Source organism: Paractinoplanes pyxinae (assembly GCF_026626335.1).
In the GTDB taxonomy this organism is placed as follows: domain Bacteria; phylum Actinomycetota; class Actinomycetes; order Mycobacteriales; family Micromonosporaceae; genus Actinoplanes; species Actinoplanes pyxinae.
Window position 1 is genome coordinate 473,574 of record NZ_JAPNTZ010000004.1, and the last position, 19,350, is coordinate 492,923.

Here is a 19,350-nt window from a genome sequence, read left to right on the forward strand (position 1 = left end):
TGTCGTCCACCACCAGCGCGAGGCTGGGCGCGTGCGCGACGAATCGCCGCAGGCCGGCCGCCAGGTCGTCGCTGTTCGGCAGCGCCCTCACCGGGTGACCGTCGAAACTATGTAAGTCCGTCACGGCCTTCCTCCGCCCCCGTCGTCGACCAGTCTGGTCGGGTCGTCCCAGAGCAGAGCCACCGAGCGGCCGTAGTGATGTGGCTCGGCCACCTCGCGTCGTGCGGCCTCGACTCGCGCCACCTTCAGGTGTGCCGGCAGAGAGCTGGGATTCTCGGTGAGATCTTCCAGATTGCCTTTGGTGTCGGCCGGCGCTTGGCGCGGACGCTGATCCCACAGGATTATCGGCACGCCGGCCTTGAGCGCAGCGCGCAGTTCCCGGGCGCCCAGTTCGTCGTCCGGCGGCGCGCTCAACACGACGACTACGCGTCGATCGTTACCGCTCAATTCGTGTGACCACGACTCCACACTGGCTTGCGGAAAGCTGTAACGCGTTCCCCATTGGACCTGGCCAGTGAACGGCTGCTGTTCGAGACGTTCCCAGCGGTTGATCCAGTCTCGCCGGACGCTGTGCGCCCGCATGCGTTCGCCGCTGCGAACGGCCACCTCGTAGAGGACGCAGATCGGCTCAGGATCATCCATGCGCAATGTCCGATACCATTGGACCGGCAAGTTGATCATGCTGGTCGGGAGCACGAACTCGATGCCCGCTTGCCCCTTCGTCCGCAGCTCGGCCCACGTGCGCTCGGCACCGTCGATGTGCCGGCTGACCGCCTCCTCGATCTGCTGCTCGGTGATGTCATCCACGGTCAGCCGGCGGGGACGCCACGGTCCGGCGTGCTCCTGGATGAAGGAGGTGACGCGAAATCGCCTCCGGTTGATGCCGTCCACGGCCAGCTCGATGACCAGTGCGGGTCCGGCGCCGGGAGCGACCGGCCGTGCGCCGGACCCGGATCGCAGGCGTGCGCGCAGAGCCTCGTCCACACCCGCGTCCCGGGTGTAGTCGGCGATCCAGGCGTCGAGCCGATCGGCTAGGCCTGTGTCGGTGGGCCGAATGACTTCGGCGAGGTAGGCGAGGAACACGATCGCCGGGCTCAACCCGGACGCTCCGGCGTTGCGGCTGGCCAGGCTGTGAAATGCTTCGGCCGGAACGTGCGGGGGCTCGTTCGGCACCTGTTGTGGGCCAGGATTAGCGTGGGACTGGAGAGTTTCCTGCCAGACGGGCTCGATGTCGAGGTCGGCCGGAACTTTGCGCAGGATCGCGTCGAGGGCTTGCTGACCCGTGTCGTCGACGAGCGGCAACGGGGACGCCTTCTGCGGGGCCGGGCTGACCCTCACCGGCTTCGCTACCCCAAGAAGCGCGCGGACGTAAGCGGCCGCTACGTAGGACGCGTACGGATGCCAACTGTCGTTCTTGCCTGTGCGCTCGCAATAGTCCGCGACACTGCGGACCATGAACCAGCTCTTGCCGATGAGGCTCGTCCCGGCCGCGACGCCGACGCCCTCCATCTCGACCGCGTACATGCTGGGGAACTCGCTCGCCAGTTCGTCGCGAAGATCTTCGTCGGCCATCAGGGTGTCGGACGAGCCGATGACTCCGTAGTGGACGCGGGGCATGTTCGCAGGAGTGTCGCTCTCGGGTCGGGGCGGATGCGCGGTCGGATAGCCGCGCGCGTAAAGGATGTCGGTCTCTTCGGAAGGGCGAGGGAACTCGGCGGCCCGGGGCGACCGGACGGGATCAAGCCAGTGTTCCCACCGCCGGTCGCCGCGACCGGCGGCCATCCGCAGCTCGTTCATCGCCTGCACGAGCTGGAGCGAGATCGAACCGGCGCCCTGCGGGCCGCGCAGACTGGTCGTGCCGTCCTCGCGCCGTACGCTGCCGTAGTTGACGATGCCCTCGTGCGCCACCACGATGTCGCCCAGCCGCACGTGCTTGTGGGGCTGGCGTGGGCGAGGAATGCCGCCGGCGATGCCGGTCATGATCACCGTTCGGATGTTCGGGAACGTACGGAGCATGTGGGCGCAGCAGGTCGCGGCCAGTTGAGTGCCGTCGCGTGGCGGGATCAAAAGGACGACCGAATGGAACTGGCCGGCCGTGCCACTGGGAATCCGACCCAGACGGTAGTCGTTGGGGTCGTCGTCGTCCTTGTATGTCCGGACATCGTCCACGACTTCGATCAGCGCACCGAGCTCGACCGGCAGGGCGGCCATGATGCCGAACGTGACCTCATGGGGCTGGATCGTCGTCGAGCCGACGTCTTCCGTGTTCGACACGCCCCGCTCCGTCCCGCCACAAGTGATCGAAGGCGACTGACATCACGAGTGCGGAAATCCGCCTCGGAAAATCAGTATCACCGACACCACTGACGGCGTACAGATACGTGGTCACACGTGAATCGGGTTCACGCTCCTAGTGATCTTCATGGATGGCCTGCGCCTCAAGCGGAGACCGCGCCGCCACCCAGGCGGCCACCGCGACCGGGGAATGCGCCGCGTCACTCGCGCGGTGGACGGCCATCACCAGTTCGGGTCGCCGCAGCAGAGCGGATGCCGCGGCCGGCTGCTGCGACCCGCGGGCGAGTGCCAGGCCCAGGCCGGTCCACGCGTCGACCGACTCCGGATCCAACGCGATTTCTTCGCTGAAGGCGGCGGCCGCCTTGTCGTGCTCGCCGGCGAAGAGCGTGATGTCGGCGGCGGTCAGCGCGGCACCCCAGTCCTCGTCACGCGCCTCCGCCAGGCGTTGCGGGGCGAGCAGTTGCCGGCGGGCCAGGCCGAGCCGGGCGGCCGACCAATGCTTCATACCGAGGTCGGGTAGCACTTCGGACTCGCCGGCGGCGACCGGATCGGCGTTGCCGGTCAGCAGCGACTCGGTCAGGGCGGCGACGTCCTCCGCGCGCGGACGGCAATGCCTGATCCGCCAGCCGGCCCGGTGAGCGTCGGCGACGAGGCGGGCCATGGCGCGCGCCCGCGGGTCGACGTCGTCGGGCCACTGCCGCATCGTGGCGCCGAGGCCTTCGGCGAAGTCGCGCCCGCGTTCGGTGAGGTTGCCGTCCCGCAGGGCGATGCCCAGCGCCTCGGTGGTTTGCAGGTGCGCGTAGGCGTACTCGAAGTCGGTGGCGACATCGGCCGCCCTCGACGGCCGGACACGCCAGAAGTCCGCGATCGCCATGAAGGCGTAGATGCCCTGCAACAGTCCGCCGGCCGGGCGTGGGTCGTCCCGCCACGGCGCGTACAGGCAGGGCCGGCCTGAACCCTCGGTGAGGGTGTGCAGATGCATCAGCCCGCCGAGCTTGATGTGCGTGAACTCGTGGGCCAGCGAGACGGCCAGCTCGACCGCGTCCGGGGGCGGCGAGCACATGATGGCGCCGAAGGCGTCACCGGTCGACGCGCTGCGGGTGCCCCAGCCGTCGCCCACCGGCAACGGCACCAGAGACGTGACCCCGGCCGCGATCGCCTCGGCCATGGGGCGGTGATCGCTGACCAGAATGGCCCAGGCGTCGCGCAGCAGGTTGGCCCACCACTGGAACTCGGGCGGGGAGAGGCGCCGCGGGGGCACCGGGTCGGCCAGGTCGCGCATCGGGTCGAGGTCGTCGAGCCAGACCGTGAGGCGCACGTCCTGACCGACCGTCAGGCGGCGCAGCGGCCACCAGCCGTTCCCGTCGCCCGCGCTGGGCGGGACGTCGATGAGCTGGTCGCCGTGGCGCAGCCGGATGCGGCCGTCCTCGGTCTCGGCCTCGGCCCCGGACCAGCGCGGGCAGCCGTCGAAGAAGGCCAAGCCGAACTGGGGGATCAGGGCGCGGCCGTCGGTCAGCGGGACTGTTGCGCGGTAGGCCTGACCGGTCGCGGCCGAGGCGGCGATGGCCACCGCGTGCAGCTGGGCGAAGTCGTGGCCGGCGGGCGCGGTGCTCGTCGTGCCGCCGTGGTGGCGTCGCAACGCGTACGAGAGCCAGGCGCCCACCTGCGGGTGCATGAGGACGGAGGCCACCGCATACGGGTCGTGCTTCTCGGCCCGCTCCAGGGCCACCCATGCCTCGTCGATCGGGGCGACACCGCGGGACGCGTCGAGCAGGGCGCGCAGCATGACCAGGCGGCGGCTGTGCTCGGCCTGGCGCAGCTTACCGATCACCTCAGGCGAGCCGCCGCCGGACGCGAGGGCCTGGAAGTCCGCCGCGGGCAGAGTGATGTGGTGCGGGGATTCTTCGATCTGCGCGGGGGACACAGTGATCGGACGCTCCTCGGGCTTCGTCGGTCGAGGTCGGTGCGGACGGGTCAGTCGGCCCGGCCGGGCGGCCCCGCGCCGCCCAGGTTCGCCCGCGGGCGCGCCACCTGGCGCAACACCACTTGCACGGCCTCGGCCAGCTCCTGGCTGCGGTCGGCCCGCACATCACCGAGGCTGTATCCCTCCAGGGAGATCATCTCGGTGTGCGAATCGGCAGCGCTGGTGCGCTTGATCATGAGGCGGCCTCGATCGTCCGGGACTAGTCGTGTGCAACCTATTGCACGGAAGCGTCTCTACCTACGGTCTGTAGAAGAATCCAGCCTTAGTGCAACGCGATCATTCCGCCCATGGGGCGTTTTCTCGCATATCGGGTGCGTTCGGTGGGAACCACGCGTATAATGCCGTGAAACGCGCGCCCTGAGAAGTACCGCCACGCCCAGACTTTGCAGACTTCCGGTTCGTGGCCGGCTCCTCCGTCCGTTCCGCGGCCGAGCGGGTTCCCACGGGGTGACGCGCCGGTGCGATCCGGCTCCTTCCGGTTGGTTCGATCGTCCGTTCGTCTCTCGCTTCGCCCGGGTGGGCGGTTTACCCTGTGGCGCGGGCAGCACCGCGATCTTCTCAACCGCGGCGGTGACGAGCCGATGGGATCGATGTGGAGAGGACCCGGGGCATGGCGGCGGCGACGGTACCGCCGTTCCGCCTGACGCGCGCGATCGTCGTCGCCGCGGTCGTCCTCGTGGTGTCCTGCCTCTGGTTCGCCGGTGGGTTGCTGCGGCAGACCCCGACGCTGCTGGGCTGGCTTCCGTTGCTGGTCAGTGTGCCGCTGGCCGCGGCCACCTCGTGGCGCGCCTCGCACGACGGGCGTAGCTACTGGCGGTACGCCTCGGCGGGAATTGTGCTCATCGGCCTCGGCGCGGCTTCCAACGCGTACGACTATCTGACCGGCGCCCAGCAAGGGCAGCACATCAGTGGGGTCACCGCCACCGTGTACGTGAGCGGGCTGGCCGTGTTCCTGCTGGGGCTGCTGCGCATCCCGGGGGCGCGGCGCTCGCGCATCGAGTGGATCCGGTTCGGGCTCGACATCGCCACCGTGCTGGCCACCGTCCTCACCTTCGCCTGGCATCTGGCCTATCCGCGCTGGGAGAAGTGGATGGGCGGGGGCCTGGCCGACTCCGCCTCGGTGTCGATCGTCCTGGCCGCCGGTGTCATCTGCGTCTTCGCCTTCGTCAAGGTGGCCTTCACCGGCACCGGGCCGATCGACCGGCGGGCGCTGCACCTGCTGGCGGCGACGGGCGCGATCGGGGCGGGCGGCGGGTCGCTGGCGCCGCTGCTGGCCGACAAGCCGTACCTGAACACCGCGCACGTGCTGTTGCCGGCCTGCTGCCTCTTCCTCTGCCTGGCCGCCGACCGGCAGATCCGGGCGACCCGGGTCGGCCATCCGCTGCCGCGACCGCCCATGCGGCGGCTCAGCCACATGCCGTACGCGGCCGTGCTGGCCACCGGCGGGCTGCTGCTCACGAGCGCGGTCGAGCACTCGGCCGACCAGCTGGCCATCGCCATCGGCTCGGTCACCGTCACGCTGCTGGTCGCCACTCGGCAGCTGGTGGCCCTGCGCGACAACGCCCGGCTGCTCGACGACCTCGACGCCCGGCAGCGCGAGCTGGTGCACCAGGCCGGCCACGACGCGCTCACCGGGCTGGCCAACCGCACCGTGCTGACCCGCGAGATCACCGCCGCCCTGGACGACGACCCGGGCGACGTCACCGTGGCCCTGATCGACCTGGACGACTTCAAGGCCATCAACGACGACCTGGGCCATGCGGTGGGCGACGAGCTGCTGACCGCGGTGGCCGCGACCGTCGAGAACGAGCTGCCGGCCGGCGGCGTGGCGGCCCGGCTCGGCGGCGACGAGTACGCGCTGCTGCTGCGCGGGGACGCGGCCCGCACGCTGGCCGCGATCGCCTGCCGCCTGCGCCGCCCGCTGCACGCCGGCGGGCACGAGCTGGTCGTCGAGGCGAGCATCGGCCTGGCCCCGGCCCGCGACGGCGACACCGCCGACGAGCTGCTGCGCCGGGCCGACGTGGCCATGTACGAGGCCAAGGGGCAGGGCAAGGGCCGCCAGGTCACGTACGCCACGGCGATGGACCAGCGCACCGCCGAGCAGTCCCGCCTGGCCGCCGACCTGCGGATCGCCCTCGACACCGACCAGCTGACCCTGCTCTACCAGCCGATCGTCACGATGCCGGGCGGCGAGCTGTACGGCGTCGAGGCCCTGCTGCGCTGGCAGCACCCCGAGCGCGGCCCGATCGGCCCCGACGTGTTCATCCCGGCCGCCGAGCGCACCGGCCTGATCGTGCCGCTGGGCGCCTGGGTGCTCGAGGAGGCGTGCCGCCAGGCGGTGCGCTGGCGGGCCGAGCTGGGCCCGGCCGCCCCGGCCACGGTCACCGTGAACGTGTCGGCCCGCCAGCTGCGCGAGGCCGGCTTCGCGGACGAGGTGGCGGCCGTCCTGTGCCGCACGGGCCTGCCCCCCGAGGTGCTGACGGTCGAGGTCACCGAGACGGCCGTGTTCGACGGCGGCACCGCGCTGACCGAGGTCCGGGCGATCGCGGCGCTGGGCGTGAAGATCGCCCTGGACGACTTCGGCACCGGCCACTCGTCGCTGGGCCTGCTGCGCACCTGCCCGGCCGACGTGCTCAAGGTCGACAAGTCGTTCGTCGATGACGTGACCGGCGGCGGCCCGCAGGCCGTGGTGGTGGCCGCGCTGATCGGCATCTGCGAAGGCCTGGGCCTGCGCGCGGTGGCCGAGGGCGTCGAGACGGCCGAGCAGGCGGCCGAGTTGCAGCGCCTCGGCTACCGCTACGCCCAGGGCTTCCACTACGGCCGCCCCATGCCGGCGTCGGCGGTGGCCGGTTACCGCCCGGCCACCGCGCAACGCCGGATCGCCGCCTAGATCTGGCTCAACGGCCGGACCTGCAGTTCGTTGACGACGACGTGGGCCGGGCGGCTCACGACGTGCAGGATCGAGGCGGCCACGTCCTCGCTGTCGAGGTTGCGCTGGCCCGCCATGACCCCCTCGACGCCGTCGCGGATGGCCGGGTCGCCGATGCTCGCCGGAAGCTCGGTGGCGGTGTAGCCGGGCTCGACGACGCTCACGCGGATGCCCCGGTCGCTGATCTCCTTGCGAAAGGCGTCGGAGAACGCGCATACGCCGAACTTGGTCGCGTTGTAGGCGGCCGCACCGGCAAAGGTCTCCCGGCCGCCGACCGACGAGATGGTGACGACGTCGCCTCCGCCCGCCTCGGCCAGATGCGGGAGCGCGGCGTGGGTGACGAGCATCAGGCCGAGCAGGTTGGTGTCCAGCGCATGGCGCCAGGTGGTCACGTCGGCGCCCAGCACGGGCCCCAGCGGCATGATGCCGGCCGCGTTCACAACCAGGTCGAGGCCGCCGAACTCCTTCGCGGCGGCGGCGACGGCGGTCCGGATCGAGGCCTCGTCGGTGACGTCGAGGGCCAGGTTCAGGTCGCCGTCGAGCCGGCCGGTGCGGCGGGCGCCGGCGGCCACCCGGGCTCCCGCGTCGCGCAGGGCCCGCACGGTGGCGGCGCCGATTCCGGAGGAGGCGCCCGTGACCAGGGCGCGTCGGTTCTTCAGATCCATGCCCTCCAGCCTGGGCGCGGCGGCGGCGTTTCCCCAGGCCCGCTCATTCCTGGGGGTCGCGGGGCCAGTTTTCCGGCCGCCGCCCGGCCTACCGTGGGGAGGTGGGTGGAGATCTGGCCGAGTTCCTACGGGCACGCCGGGCGCTGGTCGGGCCGGCGGCCGTGGGGCTGGTCGCCGGTGGTCGGCGGCACGTGCGCGGGCTGCGGCGCGAGGAACTGGCCCTGGTGGCCGGCATCAGCGTCGATTACTACGTACGCCTCGAGCAGGGCCGCGACCGTCATCCGTCGCCCGAGGTGGTGACGGCCCTGGCCCGGGCCCTGCGGCTGGACGCCGATGCCGCCGCGCACCTGCATCGGCTGGCCTCGGTGTCCGTGCCCGCGACCGCGCGCACGGGTCAGGTTCGCCCGTCGGTGGCCCGGCTCGTCGACACGTCGCCGTGGCCGGTGGTGCTGCTCGACCACACCCTGACCGTGCTGCGGGCCAATGAGCTCGCGCCGCTGGTTCACCCGGGCTGGCGAGAGGGCCGCAACCTGGTCCGCGACGCCTTCCTCGATCCCGTGGTGACCGGGCGGCACGTGGAGGCCGCCGACGTGCGCGCCGAGTGCGTGGCCGCGCTGCGGTCGGCGGCCGGCGTCTTCCCGGACGACGAGGCACTGCAGCGCCTGGTGGGTGAGCTGTCGGTGCGCAGCGCCGAGTTCCGTGAGCTCTGGGCGCGGGCCGGCGTCACCTATTGCCGTACGGGCCGGAAGCTCTTCGACCACCCGGATGTGGGCCGCCTGTGCCTCGACTACGAGACGCTCGACGTCGGGGAGGCCGGCGGTCAGCGGCTGCTGATCCACTCGGCCGAACCGGGCACCCCCGACGGCGACAAGCTCGCCCTGATCAGGCCAGGCCACCCATTCCCGGGTCGCTGATGCTCTCGTGGCCGTCCTCCAGGTGGCCGGCGTAGCGGCGTTCCAGGCCCTCGGCGGTCACGGTCACGTCGTACCAGCCGTGGGTCTTGGTGGTGTGCCGCCTCTCGGTGTGCTTGTCGCCGGGGCGGACGGCCACGGTGGTGACCCGGCGGGTGTAGCGGTCGGCCACCTTGACCAGGGCACGGGCCGGGCCGGCGTTGCTGATCTCGAGCACGTCGTCGTGGGCGCGCACCTCGACCGTGGGCTTGCCGGCCCTGCCCTGGTAGTGGCGGTAGAAGCCGTTGGGGCCGCGAACTTCCAGGTCGTACGCCGCGGTGGTGGGCCACATGCCGGTGAGCCGCTTGCGGGGCTCGACCGTGTACGTGCGGGGCTCGTGGGCCGGGTCGGCCGAGTGCACCTGGAAGACCGCGGCGGCCCGGCCGGTGTTGCGGAACTCGATCGTGAAGCCGGTGGCCGAGGCCTTGCCGTCGGCATGCAGCTCGTACGGCAGGGCGCGGGCCGGGCGGACGCCGCGCTCTTGCTCGGGCAGGCTCGGGTCGGCCGGGGGCACCGGCACGTCGTCGGGCCGGCGGGTCAGCTCGGCCGGCTTGAACGAGTCCGTGCCGGGCAGGTCGGCTCGGCGGCGGTTCGGGTGCTTGAAATCGAACACGCTGGTCAGGTCGCCTGCCACCGCCCGGCGCCACGGCGTGATGTTCGGCTCGCGGGTGCCGAAGCGCCGCTCCAGGAACCGGATCAGCGAGGTGTGGTCGAACAGTTCCGAGTTGACCCAGCCGCCCCGCGTCCACGGCGACACCACGATGGTGGGGACGCGGATGCCGAAGCCGTACGGGCCGGTGGGGTGGTTCGCGCTGCCCGGGAAGATCTCGTTGGTGGTGGCGACGGTCGAGCGGCCCGGGTCGGGGGTCGGCGGCACCAGGTGGTCGAAGAAGCCACCCTCCTCGTCGTACGTGATGACGAGGGCCATCTTGCTCCAGACCTCAGGGTTCGCGGCGAGGATGTCGATGACCCGCGAGACGTACCACTCGCCGTAGTGCGGGCCCCAGTTCGGGTGCTCGGTGTAGGCCTCGGGCGCCACGATCCAGCTGACCGCCGGCAGCCGGCCGTTCTCGACGTCCGTACGGAAATCGGTCAGCAGTTTTTCCGGATCGCGGCCCAGCTGCGAGATCTCGGTGCCCACCTTGGCCCGGTCGAACAGCGGGTTGCCGGGCTGCGCGTTCTGGTACTGGTGGAAGTAGAGCAGCGAGTTGTCGCCGTAGTTGCCGATGAACGGGTCGCTGGTCCAGCCCCACGAGCCGGCCGCGGTCAGGCCGATGCCGGTGTCCTGATAGATCTTCCACGGCACCCCGGCCCGCTCGAGCCTTTCCGGGTACGTCGTCCAGTCGTAGCCGGCCTCGGCGTTGTCCACGACCGGGCCGCCGCCCTGGCCGTCGTTGCCGACCCAGCCCGTCCACATGTGATAGCGGTTGGGGTCGGTCGAGCCCAGCAGCGAGCAGAAGTAGTTGTCGCACACGGTGAACGCGTCGGCCAGGGCGAAGTGGTACGGCAGGTCGGCCCGGGTGTGGTGGGTCATCGTCTGCACGCCCTTGTTGGGCACCCAGCGGTCGTACCGGCCGCCGTTGAACGCGTCGTGCGTGTCGTTCCAGCCGTGCGGCGGATCGGGCAGGAAGGTGTCGCCCATGTCCGGCACCTCGGGCCGGAACGGCAGCAGCTCGCCGTCGCCGTGAGGCTGATGCCAGACGCTCTTGCCGGAATTGAGGCGTACGGGATGGGGGTCGGCGAAGCCGCGGACCCCGCGCATCGTCCCGAAGTAGTGGTCGAACGACCGGTTCTCCTGCATCAGGAAGATGACGTGCTCGACGTCCTCGATGCTGCCCTTGCGGTTGTTGGCCGGGATGGCCAGAGCCTTGTCGAGGCTGCCGGGCACGGCCGAGGCCACCGCCGGCATGCCGAGCATCTGCAGGAAAGTCCGGCGATCCAGTTCGGCCATCGGAGATCAACCCCTCGCGTTCGCAAGTCGGAGACGCGCGAACGCTAACGGCGCCAGGTGGCCCGGACATATACAGAAGTCGATTATCTATCGACGGGCGGCTGACGACGCCGACTTGCGCCGCCGGGAGCAGAACTTCGGTCTGGCGAATAAAAAGATCTCGATGGCTTGACTAAAGCTTCCGTTCTCCGAGGATGGGGCGATGGGACGTATCCGCCGAGTTGTCCTGGCGTGCGCCGCCGCCGTCGCCGTCGCGTTTGCTTTGCCCGCGCCGGCCTCCGCGCACGGCACGCTGGCCATGTCGAACCCGGTCAGCGGGTCGACGGTGAGCGCGCCGCCGGCGAGTGTGGAGCTGTTCTTCACCGAGAAGGTGCCGGACTACGCGTACTTCACGATCACCGCGCCGGGCGGCGAACGGGTCGACAACGGGTGGGAGCACGCCAGTCCGCGCCCGCTGGACAAGCCGGTCACCGAGTACTTCATGGAGGGTGGCAAGTTCGAGCCGCGGCAGTACACGACCGGGTTCCCGGCCCGGGTGCGGATCGCTCACCTGCCGGCGACGGGGGAGTACAAGGTCGACTACCAGTCGCGGGCGTCGGACGGGGACAACGTCCACGGGACGGTGACCTTCAAGTACACCGGGCCGGCCACGCCCGCCCCGGCCGGCTGGACGCCGCCGACCAACCAGGCCGACCCGGCCCTCACCGGAGGCGCCCCGGCCGCTCCCAGCGCGGCGGCTGCGGCCCCGCTCGCAAGCGCGCCGCCGGCCGACGGCGGCACCAATTGGCTCGGCTGGCTGGGCGGCGTGGCAGCCGTACTAGCGGCGGTGGCCGGGTTCGTCCTCTGGCGGCGACGTACGCCCCAGGACCCGGCGCCTAAAGCCGGCGCGACGAAGGCGGATGCGGCGACGGCGCGCGGACCGGTTCCGGTGGTGCCGATCGCGGTCGGCGCGGTAGTCGTCGCGCTCATCGGCGGCTACGCGCTGGGCCGGGCAACCGCCGAGCCGCAGCAGACCGCGGCCGCCGCGCCGAGGCCGGTGGCGCCCGCAGCGCAGTCCATGACCGGGCATCAGCACGGAGGCGGCGACGGCGGAACCGCTACGGTCGAGGCGATGGGCACGACGGTCAGCTCCGGCGGGTACACCCTGCAGCCCGTACGCCGTTCGCAGCCGGCCGGCCAGACCCTCGACTACGCCTTCCGTATCGTCGGCGCCGACCGCCGGCCGGCCACCCGCTTCGCCGTCGTGCACGACAAGCCCCTGCACCTGGTGGTGGCCGGCCGTGACCTCGGCGGCTTCCAGCACCTGCACCCCACCATGTCGCCCGACGGCCTGTGGTCGGTGCCGCTGGCCCTGCCCGAGCCGGGCGCCTACCGCGTCTTCGCCGACTTCACCGTGGCCACCGCCGGCGGCGCCACCACCCCGCTCGTGCTCGGCGTCGACCACACCGTGCCCGGCGCCGCCACCGGGACCGCCCTGCCGGCCGCCGCCGCCCAGGCCACGGCCGGACCGCACGCGGTCACGATGGAGGGCTTGCCCAAGGCGGGAGCCACCGTCCCCGTCTCGTTCCGGGTGGCCCGCGCCGGCGCCCCCGGCCCGGCGACGCTCGAACGCTACTTGGGCTCCTACGGCCACCTGGTCGTTCTGCGGGAGGGCGACCTCGGCTACGTCCACGTGCACCCCGACCCGGAGCTGGCCGACGGCGCGATCCGCTTCAACGTCTCGGTGCCCGGGGCCGGCCGCTACCGCGCTTTCCTCGAGTTCCAGGTCGAGGGCAAGGTCAACCGGGCCGAGTTCACACTGGATCTGACCTGACGGCGGCGGCCAGTCGCGGGTCGGCCAGCAGCGTGACGTGGTTGGCCGGCACCCGCTCGCTGGTCAGGCGGGGCGCCACCTCGGCCGCCCGGGCCAGGGCGTTCGCGCTCAGGAAGGCCGCCGCCCCGTCGTGCGCCCCATGGGTTGCGGCCAGGACGTGCAGTGGCGCCTTCATATCCCGTACGGCGGGAAGGGTTGACCGGCCCGTCAGGCTGTCCACCGCGTCGGTGACGAGGCGGCGCCGATCGAGCCGGGCCCGCCCGTTGCCGTCGAGCAGATAGACCGCCCAGTCCCGCACCATGGGCCGCAGATCAGGCTGCCGCACCACGGCCTTGCCCTCGATGGCCTGCACGAACGCGTCCGGGCTGCGCCACCGCCACCCGAGCAGCCACCCCTGCACGGTGAAGATCGCCCGCACCACCGGCCGCCGCATCAGCAACGAGGGATCGGGCGCCACGCCCCCGTCGGCCAGCACAATCTTGCGCACGCGGTCGCCCAGCGACGCCGCCACCAGGGGCGCCAGGAAGGCTCCCATCGAGTGCCCGACCAGGATGACGTCGTCCAGCCGCAACTCGTCGGCCAGCGCCACCACCGCCTCGGCGTGCCCGGCCAGCCCCGGCCCGGCCGCGACCCGCACCGACCCGCCGCGACCGGGCAGATCGGGCGCCACCACACGAAACTCCGGCAGCGCCTCGGCCAGCCCCGCCCACACCTGCGAGGTGCTGGTCAGCCCGTGCAACGCCAGCACCACCGGCGCCGCGTTAGGCCCCCACTCGGCGCAGCTGAGCCCCGCCACCACCCGCCGCGCCGCCTGCTCCGTCATGCAGTGATCATCCCATCACGTTCGGTGAATTCTTCGTGCGATACCCCTTCGTCCGACGGGAGAAACGGTCCGCCGGTGCGGCCGGACGAACCGCACGGACGGCCATGGCGATCACGCCGGCGCCCGGCCCATCGTCAGGCGGAACCGTCGAGAGAGGATTGACATGGCCGACGACACCACCAAGGCGCCCCGGAGAGCCTGACCGTCCGGCCCGAGGTAGTACGGTCCACGGCCGCCGCGACGCTGTTCGGCTCCGGCCTGATCGCCGCGGTGGGCGCCGCCCCCAAGGTCGTGGGTGCGGTGGCCGACGTGGTCGGCATGTTCCGCACCGAGTACGCGATGGCCGGGCGCTCGATGTCGCCGCAGGGCACGCCGGTCGTCGCCGAGATGTCGCGCCTGCTGCGATCCCGCGACGTGCCGAGCGTGGTCGACGGGTTCGGGCTCACCCGGGGGTCGAAGTTGCTGGCCGGCATTCAGGATCTTCGTGAGGCCCGGATGCGGGTCGAGGAGAAGCTGAGCACGCACCGGGCAGCAGTCCGGCCCACGAAGGCTGATGCCGTTGCGGACGCCGATCGGCCCGAGGAGGAGGTCGACATCGCGAGGGCGGCGCTGGTCGGCTACGCGGACAAGGTTCTGACCGCGGTGGACGCTTTTCTGCTGGCGATCAGCACGGCGCCCAAGGACGGAGGCGACCCGCCTTTGCTCGGGGCGCTTCTCCGCGAAGCGCTGTATGCCGCCCAGCCGGACGTGTCCCACGTTCTGTTCGTGTCGCTCGACTCGATCGGGGTCGACATTGTGGATGCGGCCAAGCGGTTCGGACGGGATCGGTGGTACAGCTACTTCGGCGGACTGCAGGTCTCCTATCTCCTCCTGGACGCCAGTTCCGGGACGACGGTCAGCGCCGGGACGGTTCGGCGGCTCGGTCACGCCCGGTTCGACCTGGAGACGGGGGACCTGTCGGAGCACTGGACCAAGCCGGTCGGTGGGCCGGGCCGGGCGGAGTACGAGGTCAAGGACGGCTCCTGAGGGTCACGTGACGCGGTCGACGGCGGCGGTGGCCAGGTCGGTTAGGGCGGATCGGACGAAGGTGGGGAGCGGGGCGGTGTCCAACGCGGCCAGGCCGGCGTCGGCTCGTACGCGGATCATCTGTTCGATCTGGTCCAGGGCACCCGTCTCGACGATGATGGCGCGCAGCTCCGCGGCGCCCTCTGCGTCCAGGTCGGGGTTGCCGAAGAGGACGGCCAGCCGCGCCGCCTGTTCGCGGGTGGCGGCGTCGCGGGCCAGCGCCATCATCACCGTCGGCTTGCCCTCGCGCAGGTCGTCCAGGGTGGACTTGCCGGTGACGGTGGGGTCGCCGAAGACGCCCAGCACGTCGTCGCGCAGCTGGAAGGCGTCGCCCAGGGGGTCGCCGAAGTCGGTGAACGACTGGTACAACGCCCGCGGCGCGCCGGCCAGCCAGGCTCCGATCTGCAGGGGGCGGGTCACCGTGTAGCGGGCCGCCTTCATCCGGATCACCGTCAGTGCGCTGGCCACCGAGCCGTCGCCCACCCCGGACACCAGATCGAGGTACTGGCCGGCGATCACCTCGGTGCGCATGAGGGCGAACGCCGCGTAGCCCTGGTGGATCTGCCTCGGCGGCAGCCCGCACTCGTGGAACATCTGCTCGGCCCAGGCCGCGCACAGGTCGCCGCAGAGCAGCGCCGTGTTGCGGCCGAAGGCCAGCGAGTCGCCCCGCCACGAGTGCCGGTCGTGCACGGTGGCGAAGAAGCGGTGCATCGAGGGCTGGCCGCGGCGCCGGTCGCTGCCGTCGATGATGTCGTCGTGGATGAGCGCGAACGCGTGGAACAGTTCCAGCGCGGCCGCCGCGTTGATGACCTCGTCGCAGTCCTCGCCCCCGCCGCCGCGCCAGCCCCAGTAGCAGAACGTCGGCCGCAGCCGCTTGCCGCCGGCCAGCACGAACCGGCGCAGGCTGTCCAGGGCGCCGCGGGGCGCGCCGTCGGGCCAGGCCGGGTCCTGCCGGTCGATGAACGCGGCCAGCGCGGTGTCGAAGCGCTGCCGCAGCTCAGGGGCGGCCGGTGGGCGGGTCGCCTCGAGCGTCATGACAGCCCCGCCAGGCCGAGCAGCAGGCCCTTCACCTCGGTGGCCTCGACCCTTTCCCGTACGGCGGAAGGGTCGGAACACAACAGCACCGGGGCGTCAGCCGCGTCGTCCGGCAGCCGCCCGTGCGACCCGCGGATGGCCCGCGCCCCGGCGTCGAGCCCGACCGGATTCATGATGTAGCGCAGCCCCAGCTTCTTGCGGGCCACCGCGGTGACCGCCCGGCGCTTGGCCGCTCCCGGGCCGGCCGGGTCGAACAGCAGCTCGGCCGGGTCGTACCCCGGTTTGCGATGAATCTCGACGGCCCGCGCGAAGTCGGGCGCCTTCGCGTCGTCCAGCCAGTAGTAGTAGGTGAACCAGGCGTCCGGGTCGGCCACCAGCACGAGCTCCCCGGCCCGGTCGTGGTTGAGCCCGTACTCGGTCTTGCCCGTCTCGTCGAGCACTTCGGCCACGCCCGGCAGGCCCGCGCACAATTTCGTCACGGCCGCCAGGTCGCTGGGGTCGCGGACGTAGACGTGGGCCACCTGGTGGTCGGCCACGGCGAAGGCGCGCGACGTCCACGGGTCGAGGTATTCCATGCCGTCCTGCGTGTAGACCTCGAGCAGGCCTTCCGCGCGCAGCACCCGGTTGATGTCGACCGGCTGGCTGACGTCGGTTATCCCGTACTCGGAAAGAGCCACCACAGTCGTGTCGGGCAACGACAGCAGGGGCGCCAGCACTTCGTCGAGCGCCGCCGCGGCCGCCGCCGCCTGAGACGAGGACGGGCCGAAGCGCTGCAGGTCGTAATCGAGGTGCGGGATGTAGACGAGAGTGAGGTCGGGATCGCGGGTCTTGCGAAGGTGCAGCGCCGCGTTGACGATCCACTGCGACGACGGCATGCCCGCGGCCGGCCCCCAGTACGTGAACAGCGGGAACGGCGGCAACTCGTCGTGCAGCTCGGGCGGGTACGTGTAGCAGTCCGGCTCCTTGCGTCCGTCCGCGTAATAGATCGGCCGCGGCGTGATGGTCCAGTCGACCTGCGCGCCCATCGCGTACCACCAGCAGACGTTGGCCACCGTGTAGCCCGGTGACAGCTTGCGCGCCGCGTCCCAGATCTTCTCGCCGCCGACCAGCGCGTTGTGCTGCCGCCAGAGGAACACCTCGCCCAGCTCGCGGAAGTACCAGCCGTTGCCGACGACCCCGTGCCCGGACGGCAGCTCACCGGTCAGGAAGGTCGACTGCACCGAGCAGGTCACGGCCGGCAGCACCGTGCCCAGCGGCGCCTGAAAACCCTTGGCGCCCAGCGCTTTCAGGCGGGGCATGTGCTCGAGCAGGCGCGGGGTCAGCCCCACGACGTCCAGCACGATCAGCTTCGTCATCGCGCGCTCACCTCGGTGGTCAGAAGTTCCTGGGCGAAGGCCAGCTCGGCCGCGATCCCGTCGGCCAGCCCGGCAGCGTCGGCCGGCCGCTGCGATTCCGGAAGGACGCCCCAGGTGTACGTCTCGACGTCGTAGTGCTCGCAGTCGGTGCGCGCGAGGAGTTCCCGTACCGCCTGCCGCAGCACCGGAACGGTCGAGCTCAGCGGCGGCGAGGGCAAAGCGTGCAGCGGTACGTGGTAGTGGATCCGCCACGGCCCGGGCAGCTGCTGCTGGAGCGCCTCGTCCAGGTTGTCGGTCGCCCCGCCGATCGAGGAGCGCGTCTGATGCAGGAAACGCGGTTCCACGTACGCCTGCAGCACGTCGCCCTCGGCTGCCGGGTCGTCAGCCTGCAGGGCCGCCGACACCTGCACCTTCACCACCGGGACGCCGGCCGCCGCCAGCCGGTCGAGCGCCTGTGCCGGCTGCTCCCACGCGACGGCCAGGTGGGCCAGGTCGAGGCAGACTCCCAGCCAGCGTGTGTCCACGCTGCCCAGCAGGGCCGCCGCCTGCGTGGTGTTCTCGATGACGCAGCCCGGCTCGGGCTCGAACCCGACCTTGATGGTCCGCCCGGTCTCGCCGGCCGACTTCTCGAGCACTGCCGCGAGCTCGTCCAGGTTCCGCCGGGCGGCCGACTCGTGCGAGGAGTCCCAGGGTGTGCGCCAGGCCAGCGGCAAGGTCGAGATCGACCCGTACGTCGCCGACTCGGGCATCAGGTCGGCGAGCACCCGCACCAGGTCGAGCGTGTAGTCCAGCCGGTCCCGCGAGGTCCAGTCCGGGTGGTAGACCGCGTGCTTGACCACCGGCGCCTGGAACGCCTCGTACGGGAAGCCGTTGAGGGTCACCACCTCCAGCCCGCGCGCGTCGAGCTCGGCCCGCAGCCGCCTCCGCAACGCCGGATCGTCGGCCAGCGCGGCCGCGGCTGGTGCGGCCAGCCACAACCCGAGCCCCAGAACATCGGAGCCCAGCCGCTGCCGGATCGGTTCCGCGTACGTGTCAAGCTGCTCGATCACGCCGGCCAGGTCCTCGGCCGGGTGCACGTTGGTGCAGTAGCTCAGATGCATCAGCTGCCTCCCCGCAGGATCGAGTTGCCGGCGAACGTGGCCTCCGCCTCGGCCGGATCCGACAGGTCGAGCCGCCCCGACTGCCCGTAGAACTCGACCGGGTTGCGCCACAGCACCCGGTCGACATCGTCCTTGTCGAAGCCGCCGGCCAGCATGGCCTCGGCCGTGCGCACGGTCAGCAGCGGATCCGACTTGCCCCAGTCGGCGGCCGAGTTGACCAGGACGCGGTCCAGGCCGTACTCGCGAAGGATCGCCACCATCCGATCCGGCGACATCTTCGTGTCGGGATAGATGGAGAACCCGGCCCACAGCCCGGCCTCCAGCGCGGCGGCCACGGTCACCTCGTTCAGGTGGTCGAGCAGCACCCTTTCCGGGGCGATGCCGGACTCCTTGACGACGTCGATGCTGCGCTGGGTGCCGCGGGCCTTGTCGCGGTGCGGCGTGTGCACCAGAGCGGGCAGCTCGTGGTCGAGGGCCAGGGCCAGCTGGGCCGCGAACACCTCGTCCTCGGCCGGCGTCATCGAGTCGTACCCGATCTCGCCCACCGCCACCACGCCGTCCTTGGCGAGATAGCGCGGCAGCAGGTCGAGCACCGGCCGGCAGCGCGGATCGTTGGCCTCCTTGGGGTTGAGCGCGATGGTGGCGTGGTGCTTGATGCCGAACTGCGAGGCCCGGAACGGCTCCCACCCGATGATCGAGTCGAAGTAGTCGGTGAACGAGCCCGGATTGGTGCGCGGCTGACCGAGCCAGAAGGCGGGCTCCACCACCGCCTGCACGCCGGCCTCGGCCATCCGCTGGTAGTCGTCGGTGGTGCGCGACGTCATGTGGATGTGCGGATCGAAGATGCGCATCAGTCCTCCTGGAGCCGGTCGAGCAGGGCGGTCGCGTCGGCCGGCATGTCACGGCCCGCGGCTTGACGTTCGTGGGCGAAGGCGCGCAGCATCGCGCCCAGGTCGGAGTCGGCGCGCTCGTGCAGCCGGTGCACGTTGTTGAGCGGTACGCCCATGAAGACACACTTCAAAACGGCTTGCCGCCAGGCTTCCGGCCCGAGCCGGTCCGCGTACGGGCCGCCGAGCGCCGCCGCCACCAGCCGGGTGTCGTTGGTGCGCAGCGCGTCCTCCAGCAACGGCACGCCCTCGTCGCCGATCGTCAGGAGCGGCAACGCTTTGAGCACCGCCAGCTTCTCGGCCGTATCGCCGTACCGGTAAATCTCTTGAACCTCGGCCGGAGGGACTGCGGCCAGCATCAACGCGCGGGCCGCCTCGTCGGTCGTCCAGCCCTCGGTCAGCGGCGCCCGCCCGTAACGCCGGCCCGCTGCCGGGAACAGGGCCGGGACGTCGGCCGGCTTGAAATCGGTCGGTAAGAAGGTGCGTAGCTCGTCCAAT

At 71.5% G+C, this 19,350-nt stretch carries 15 protein-coding genes; 4 read left to right on the plus strand and 11 right to left on the minus strand.

Going from position 1 to position 19,350, the window contains the following annotated elements; all coding sequences use genetic code 11:
- Positions 1-120: 120 nt before the first annotated feature.
- The 3 genes from OWR29_RS13370 to OWR29_RS13380 form a co-directional block, all read right to left on the minus strand.
- Positions 121-2,211 carry a VMAP-C domain-containing protein gene (locus tag OWR29_RS13370; RefSeq protein WP_267563055.1) on the minus strand — a complete coding sequence of 697 codons (2,091 nt, stop codon included), beginning with the start codon at positions 2,209-2,211 and terminating at the stop codon, positions 121-123.
- A gap of 199 nt (positions 2,212-2,410) precedes the next feature.
- On the minus strand, positions 2,411-4,219 hold the full coding sequence (locus OWR29_RS13375) for an aKG-HExxH-type peptide beta-hydroxylase (RefSeq protein ID WP_267563056.1): 1,809 nt from the start codon (positions 4,217-4,219) through the stop codon (positions 2,411-2,413).
- 50 nt (positions 4,220-4,269) lie between these two features.
- Positions 4,270-4,455, minus strand: coding sequence for a hypothetical protein (locus tag OWR29_RS13380; RefSeq protein ID WP_267563058.1), 186 nt, complete (start codon positions 4,453-4,455; stop codon positions 4,270-4,272).
- Between the two features lie 434 nt (positions 4,456-4,889).
- Here OWR29_RS13380 and OWR29_RS13385 point away from each other — a divergent pair, with 434 nt between their 5' ends.
- Positions 4,890-7,169, plus strand: a complete 2,280-nt coding sequence (locus OWR29_RS13385) for a putative bifunctional diguanylate cyclase/phosphodiesterase (RefSeq protein ID WP_267563060.1) — start codon at positions 4,890-4,892, stop codon at positions 7,167-7,169.
- Here the strand turns inward: OWR29_RS13385 and OWR29_RS13390 are convergent.
- A complete protein-coding gene (locus tag OWR29_RS13390; protein WP_267563062.1) occupies positions 7,166-7,873 on the minus strand; it encodes an SDR family oxidoreductase in 708 nt (235 codons plus the stop codon). The two genes, OWR29_RS13385 and OWR29_RS13390, sit on opposite strands and share 4 nt — an antisense overlap.
- Before the next feature lie 101 nt (positions 7,874-7,974).
- Between OWR29_RS13390 and OWR29_RS13395 the strand changes: the two genes are divergently transcribed.
- The gene (locus OWR29_RS13395; RefSeq protein WP_267563064.1) at positions 7,975-8,787 is read left to right on the plus strand and encodes a helix-turn-helix domain-containing protein; all 813 of its coding nucleotides are present in this window, start codon (positions 7,975-7,977) and stop codon (positions 8,785-8,787) included.
- Here OWR29_RS13395 and OWR29_RS13400 read toward each other — a convergent pair.
- Entirely contained in the window at positions 8,756-10,774 is a 2,019-nt protein-coding gene (locus tag OWR29_RS13400; RefSeq protein WP_267563065.1) for a phosphocholine-specific phospholipase C, read from the minus strand. The genes OWR29_RS13395 and OWR29_RS13400 overlap by 32 nt on opposite strands.
- Positions 10,775-10,976: 202 nt before the next feature.
- On the opposite strand from OWR29_RS13400, the gene OWR29_RS13405 reads away from it, so the two are divergent.
- Entirely contained in the window at positions 10,977-12,587 is a 1,611-nt protein-coding gene (locus OWR29_RS13405; RefSeq protein WP_267563067.1) for a copper resistance CopC family protein, read from the plus strand.
- Here OWR29_RS13405 and OWR29_RS13410 read toward each other — a convergent pair.
- Complete coding sequence (locus OWR29_RS13410) at positions 12,568-13,410, minus strand: alpha/beta fold hydrolase (RefSeq protein WP_267563081.1); 843 nt, start codon at positions 13,408-13,410, stop codon at positions 12,568-12,570. The two genes, OWR29_RS13405 and OWR29_RS13410, sit on opposite strands and share 20 nt — an antisense overlap.
- 270 nt (positions 13,411-13,680) lie before the next feature.
- Between OWR29_RS13410 and OWR29_RS13415 the strand changes: the two genes are divergently transcribed.
- Complete coding sequence (locus OWR29_RS13415) at positions 13,681-14,436, plus strand: hypothetical protein (protein ID WP_267563082.1); 756 nt, start codon at positions 13,681-13,683, stop codon at positions 14,434-14,436.
- A 3-nt stretch (positions 14,437-14,439) separates the two neighbouring features.
- Here OWR29_RS13415 and OWR29_RS13420 read toward each other — a convergent pair whose 3' ends face one another.
- Genes OWR29_RS13420 through OWR29_RS13440 form a run of 5 tightly spaced genes read right to left on the minus strand, consistent with a single transcriptional unit; the run spans position 14,440 to position 19,349 of the window.
- The gene (locus OWR29_RS13420) at positions 14,440-15,510 is read right to left on the minus strand and encodes a polyprenyl synthetase family protein (protein ID WP_267563083.1); all 1,071 of its coding nucleotides are present in this window, start codon (positions 15,508-15,510) and stop codon (positions 14,440-14,442) included.
- Positions 15,507-16,865, minus strand: a complete 1,359-nt coding sequence (locus OWR29_RS13425; RefSeq protein ID WP_267563084.1) for an alkaline phosphatase family protein — start codon at positions 16,863-16,865, stop codon at positions 15,507-15,509. The genes OWR29_RS13420 and OWR29_RS13425 overlap by 4 nt, the downstream gene beginning before the upstream one ends.
- Positions 16,862-17,965: a metabolite traffic protein EboE gene (eboE, locus tag OWR29_RS13430; RefSeq protein WP_267563085.1), complete on the minus strand. Its 1,104-nt coding sequence runs from the start codon at positions 17,963-17,965 to the stop codon at positions 16,862-16,864. The genes OWR29_RS13425 and eboE overlap by 4 nt, the downstream gene beginning before the upstream one ends.
- Entirely contained in the window at positions 17,965-18,816 is an 852-nt protein-coding gene (locus OWR29_RS13435; protein WP_267563086.1) for a TatD family hydrolase, read from the minus strand. Before OWR29_RS13435 ends, eboE begins: the two co-directional genes overlap by 1 nt.
- Positions 18,816-19,349, minus strand: coding sequence for an EboA domain-containing protein (locus tag OWR29_RS13440; RefSeq protein ID WP_438872593.1), 534 nt, complete (start codon positions 19,347-19,349; stop codon positions 18,816-18,818). The genes OWR29_RS13435 and OWR29_RS13440 overlap by 1 nt, the downstream gene beginning before the upstream one ends.
- Position 19,350: the final 1 nt, after the last annotated feature.

What these genes read in the sequence shown, in the direction of transcription:
- OWR29_RS13420 (WP_267563083.1), bottom strand. Translation starts at nt 15,510, where the DNA reads ATGACGCTCGAGGCGACCCGCCCACCGGCCGCCCCTGAGCTGCGGCAG.
- OWR29_RS13410 (WP_267563081.1), bottom strand. Translation starts at nt 13,410, where the DNA reads ATGACGGAGCAGGCGGCGCGGCGGGTGGTGGCGGGGCTCAGCTGCGCC.
- OWR29_RS13405 (WP_267563067.1), top strand. Translation starts at nt 10,977, where the DNA reads ATGGGACGTATCCGCCGAGTTGTCCTGGCGTGCGCCGCCGCCGTCGCC.
- OWR29_RS13390 (WP_267563062.1), bottom strand. Translation starts at nt 7,873, where the DNA reads ATGGATCTGAAGAACCGACGCGCCCTGGTCACGGGCGCCTCCTCCGGA.
- eboE (WP_267563085.1), bottom strand. Translation starts at nt 17,965, where the DNA reads ATGCATCTGAGCTACTGCACCAACGTGCACCCGGCCGAGGACCTGGCC.
- OWR29_RS13435 (WP_267563086.1), bottom strand. Translation starts at nt 18,816, where the DNA reads ATGCGCATCTTCGATCCGCACATCCACATGACGTCGCGCACCACCGAC.
- OWR29_RS13425 (WP_267563084.1), bottom strand. Translation starts at nt 16,865, where the DNA reads ATGACGAAGCTGATCGTGCTGGACGTCGTGGGGCTGACCCCGCGCCTG.
- OWR29_RS13400 (WP_267563065.1), bottom strand. Translation starts at nt 10,774, where the DNA reads ATGGCCGAACTGGATCGCCGGACTTTCCTGCAGATGCTCGGCATGCCG.
- OWR29_RS13370 (WP_267563055.1), bottom strand. Translation starts at nt 2,211, where the DNA reads ATGGCCGCCCTGCCGGTCGAGCTCGGTGCGCTGATCGAAGTCGTGGAC.
- OWR29_RS13380 (WP_267563058.1), bottom strand. Translation starts at nt 4,455, where the DNA reads ATGATCAAGCGCACCAGCGCTGCCGATTCGCACACCGAGATGATCTCC.
- OWR29_RS13385 (WP_267563060.1), top strand. Translation starts at nt 4,890, where the DNA reads ATGGCGGCGGCGACGGTACCGCCGTTCCGCCTGACGCGCGCGATCGTC.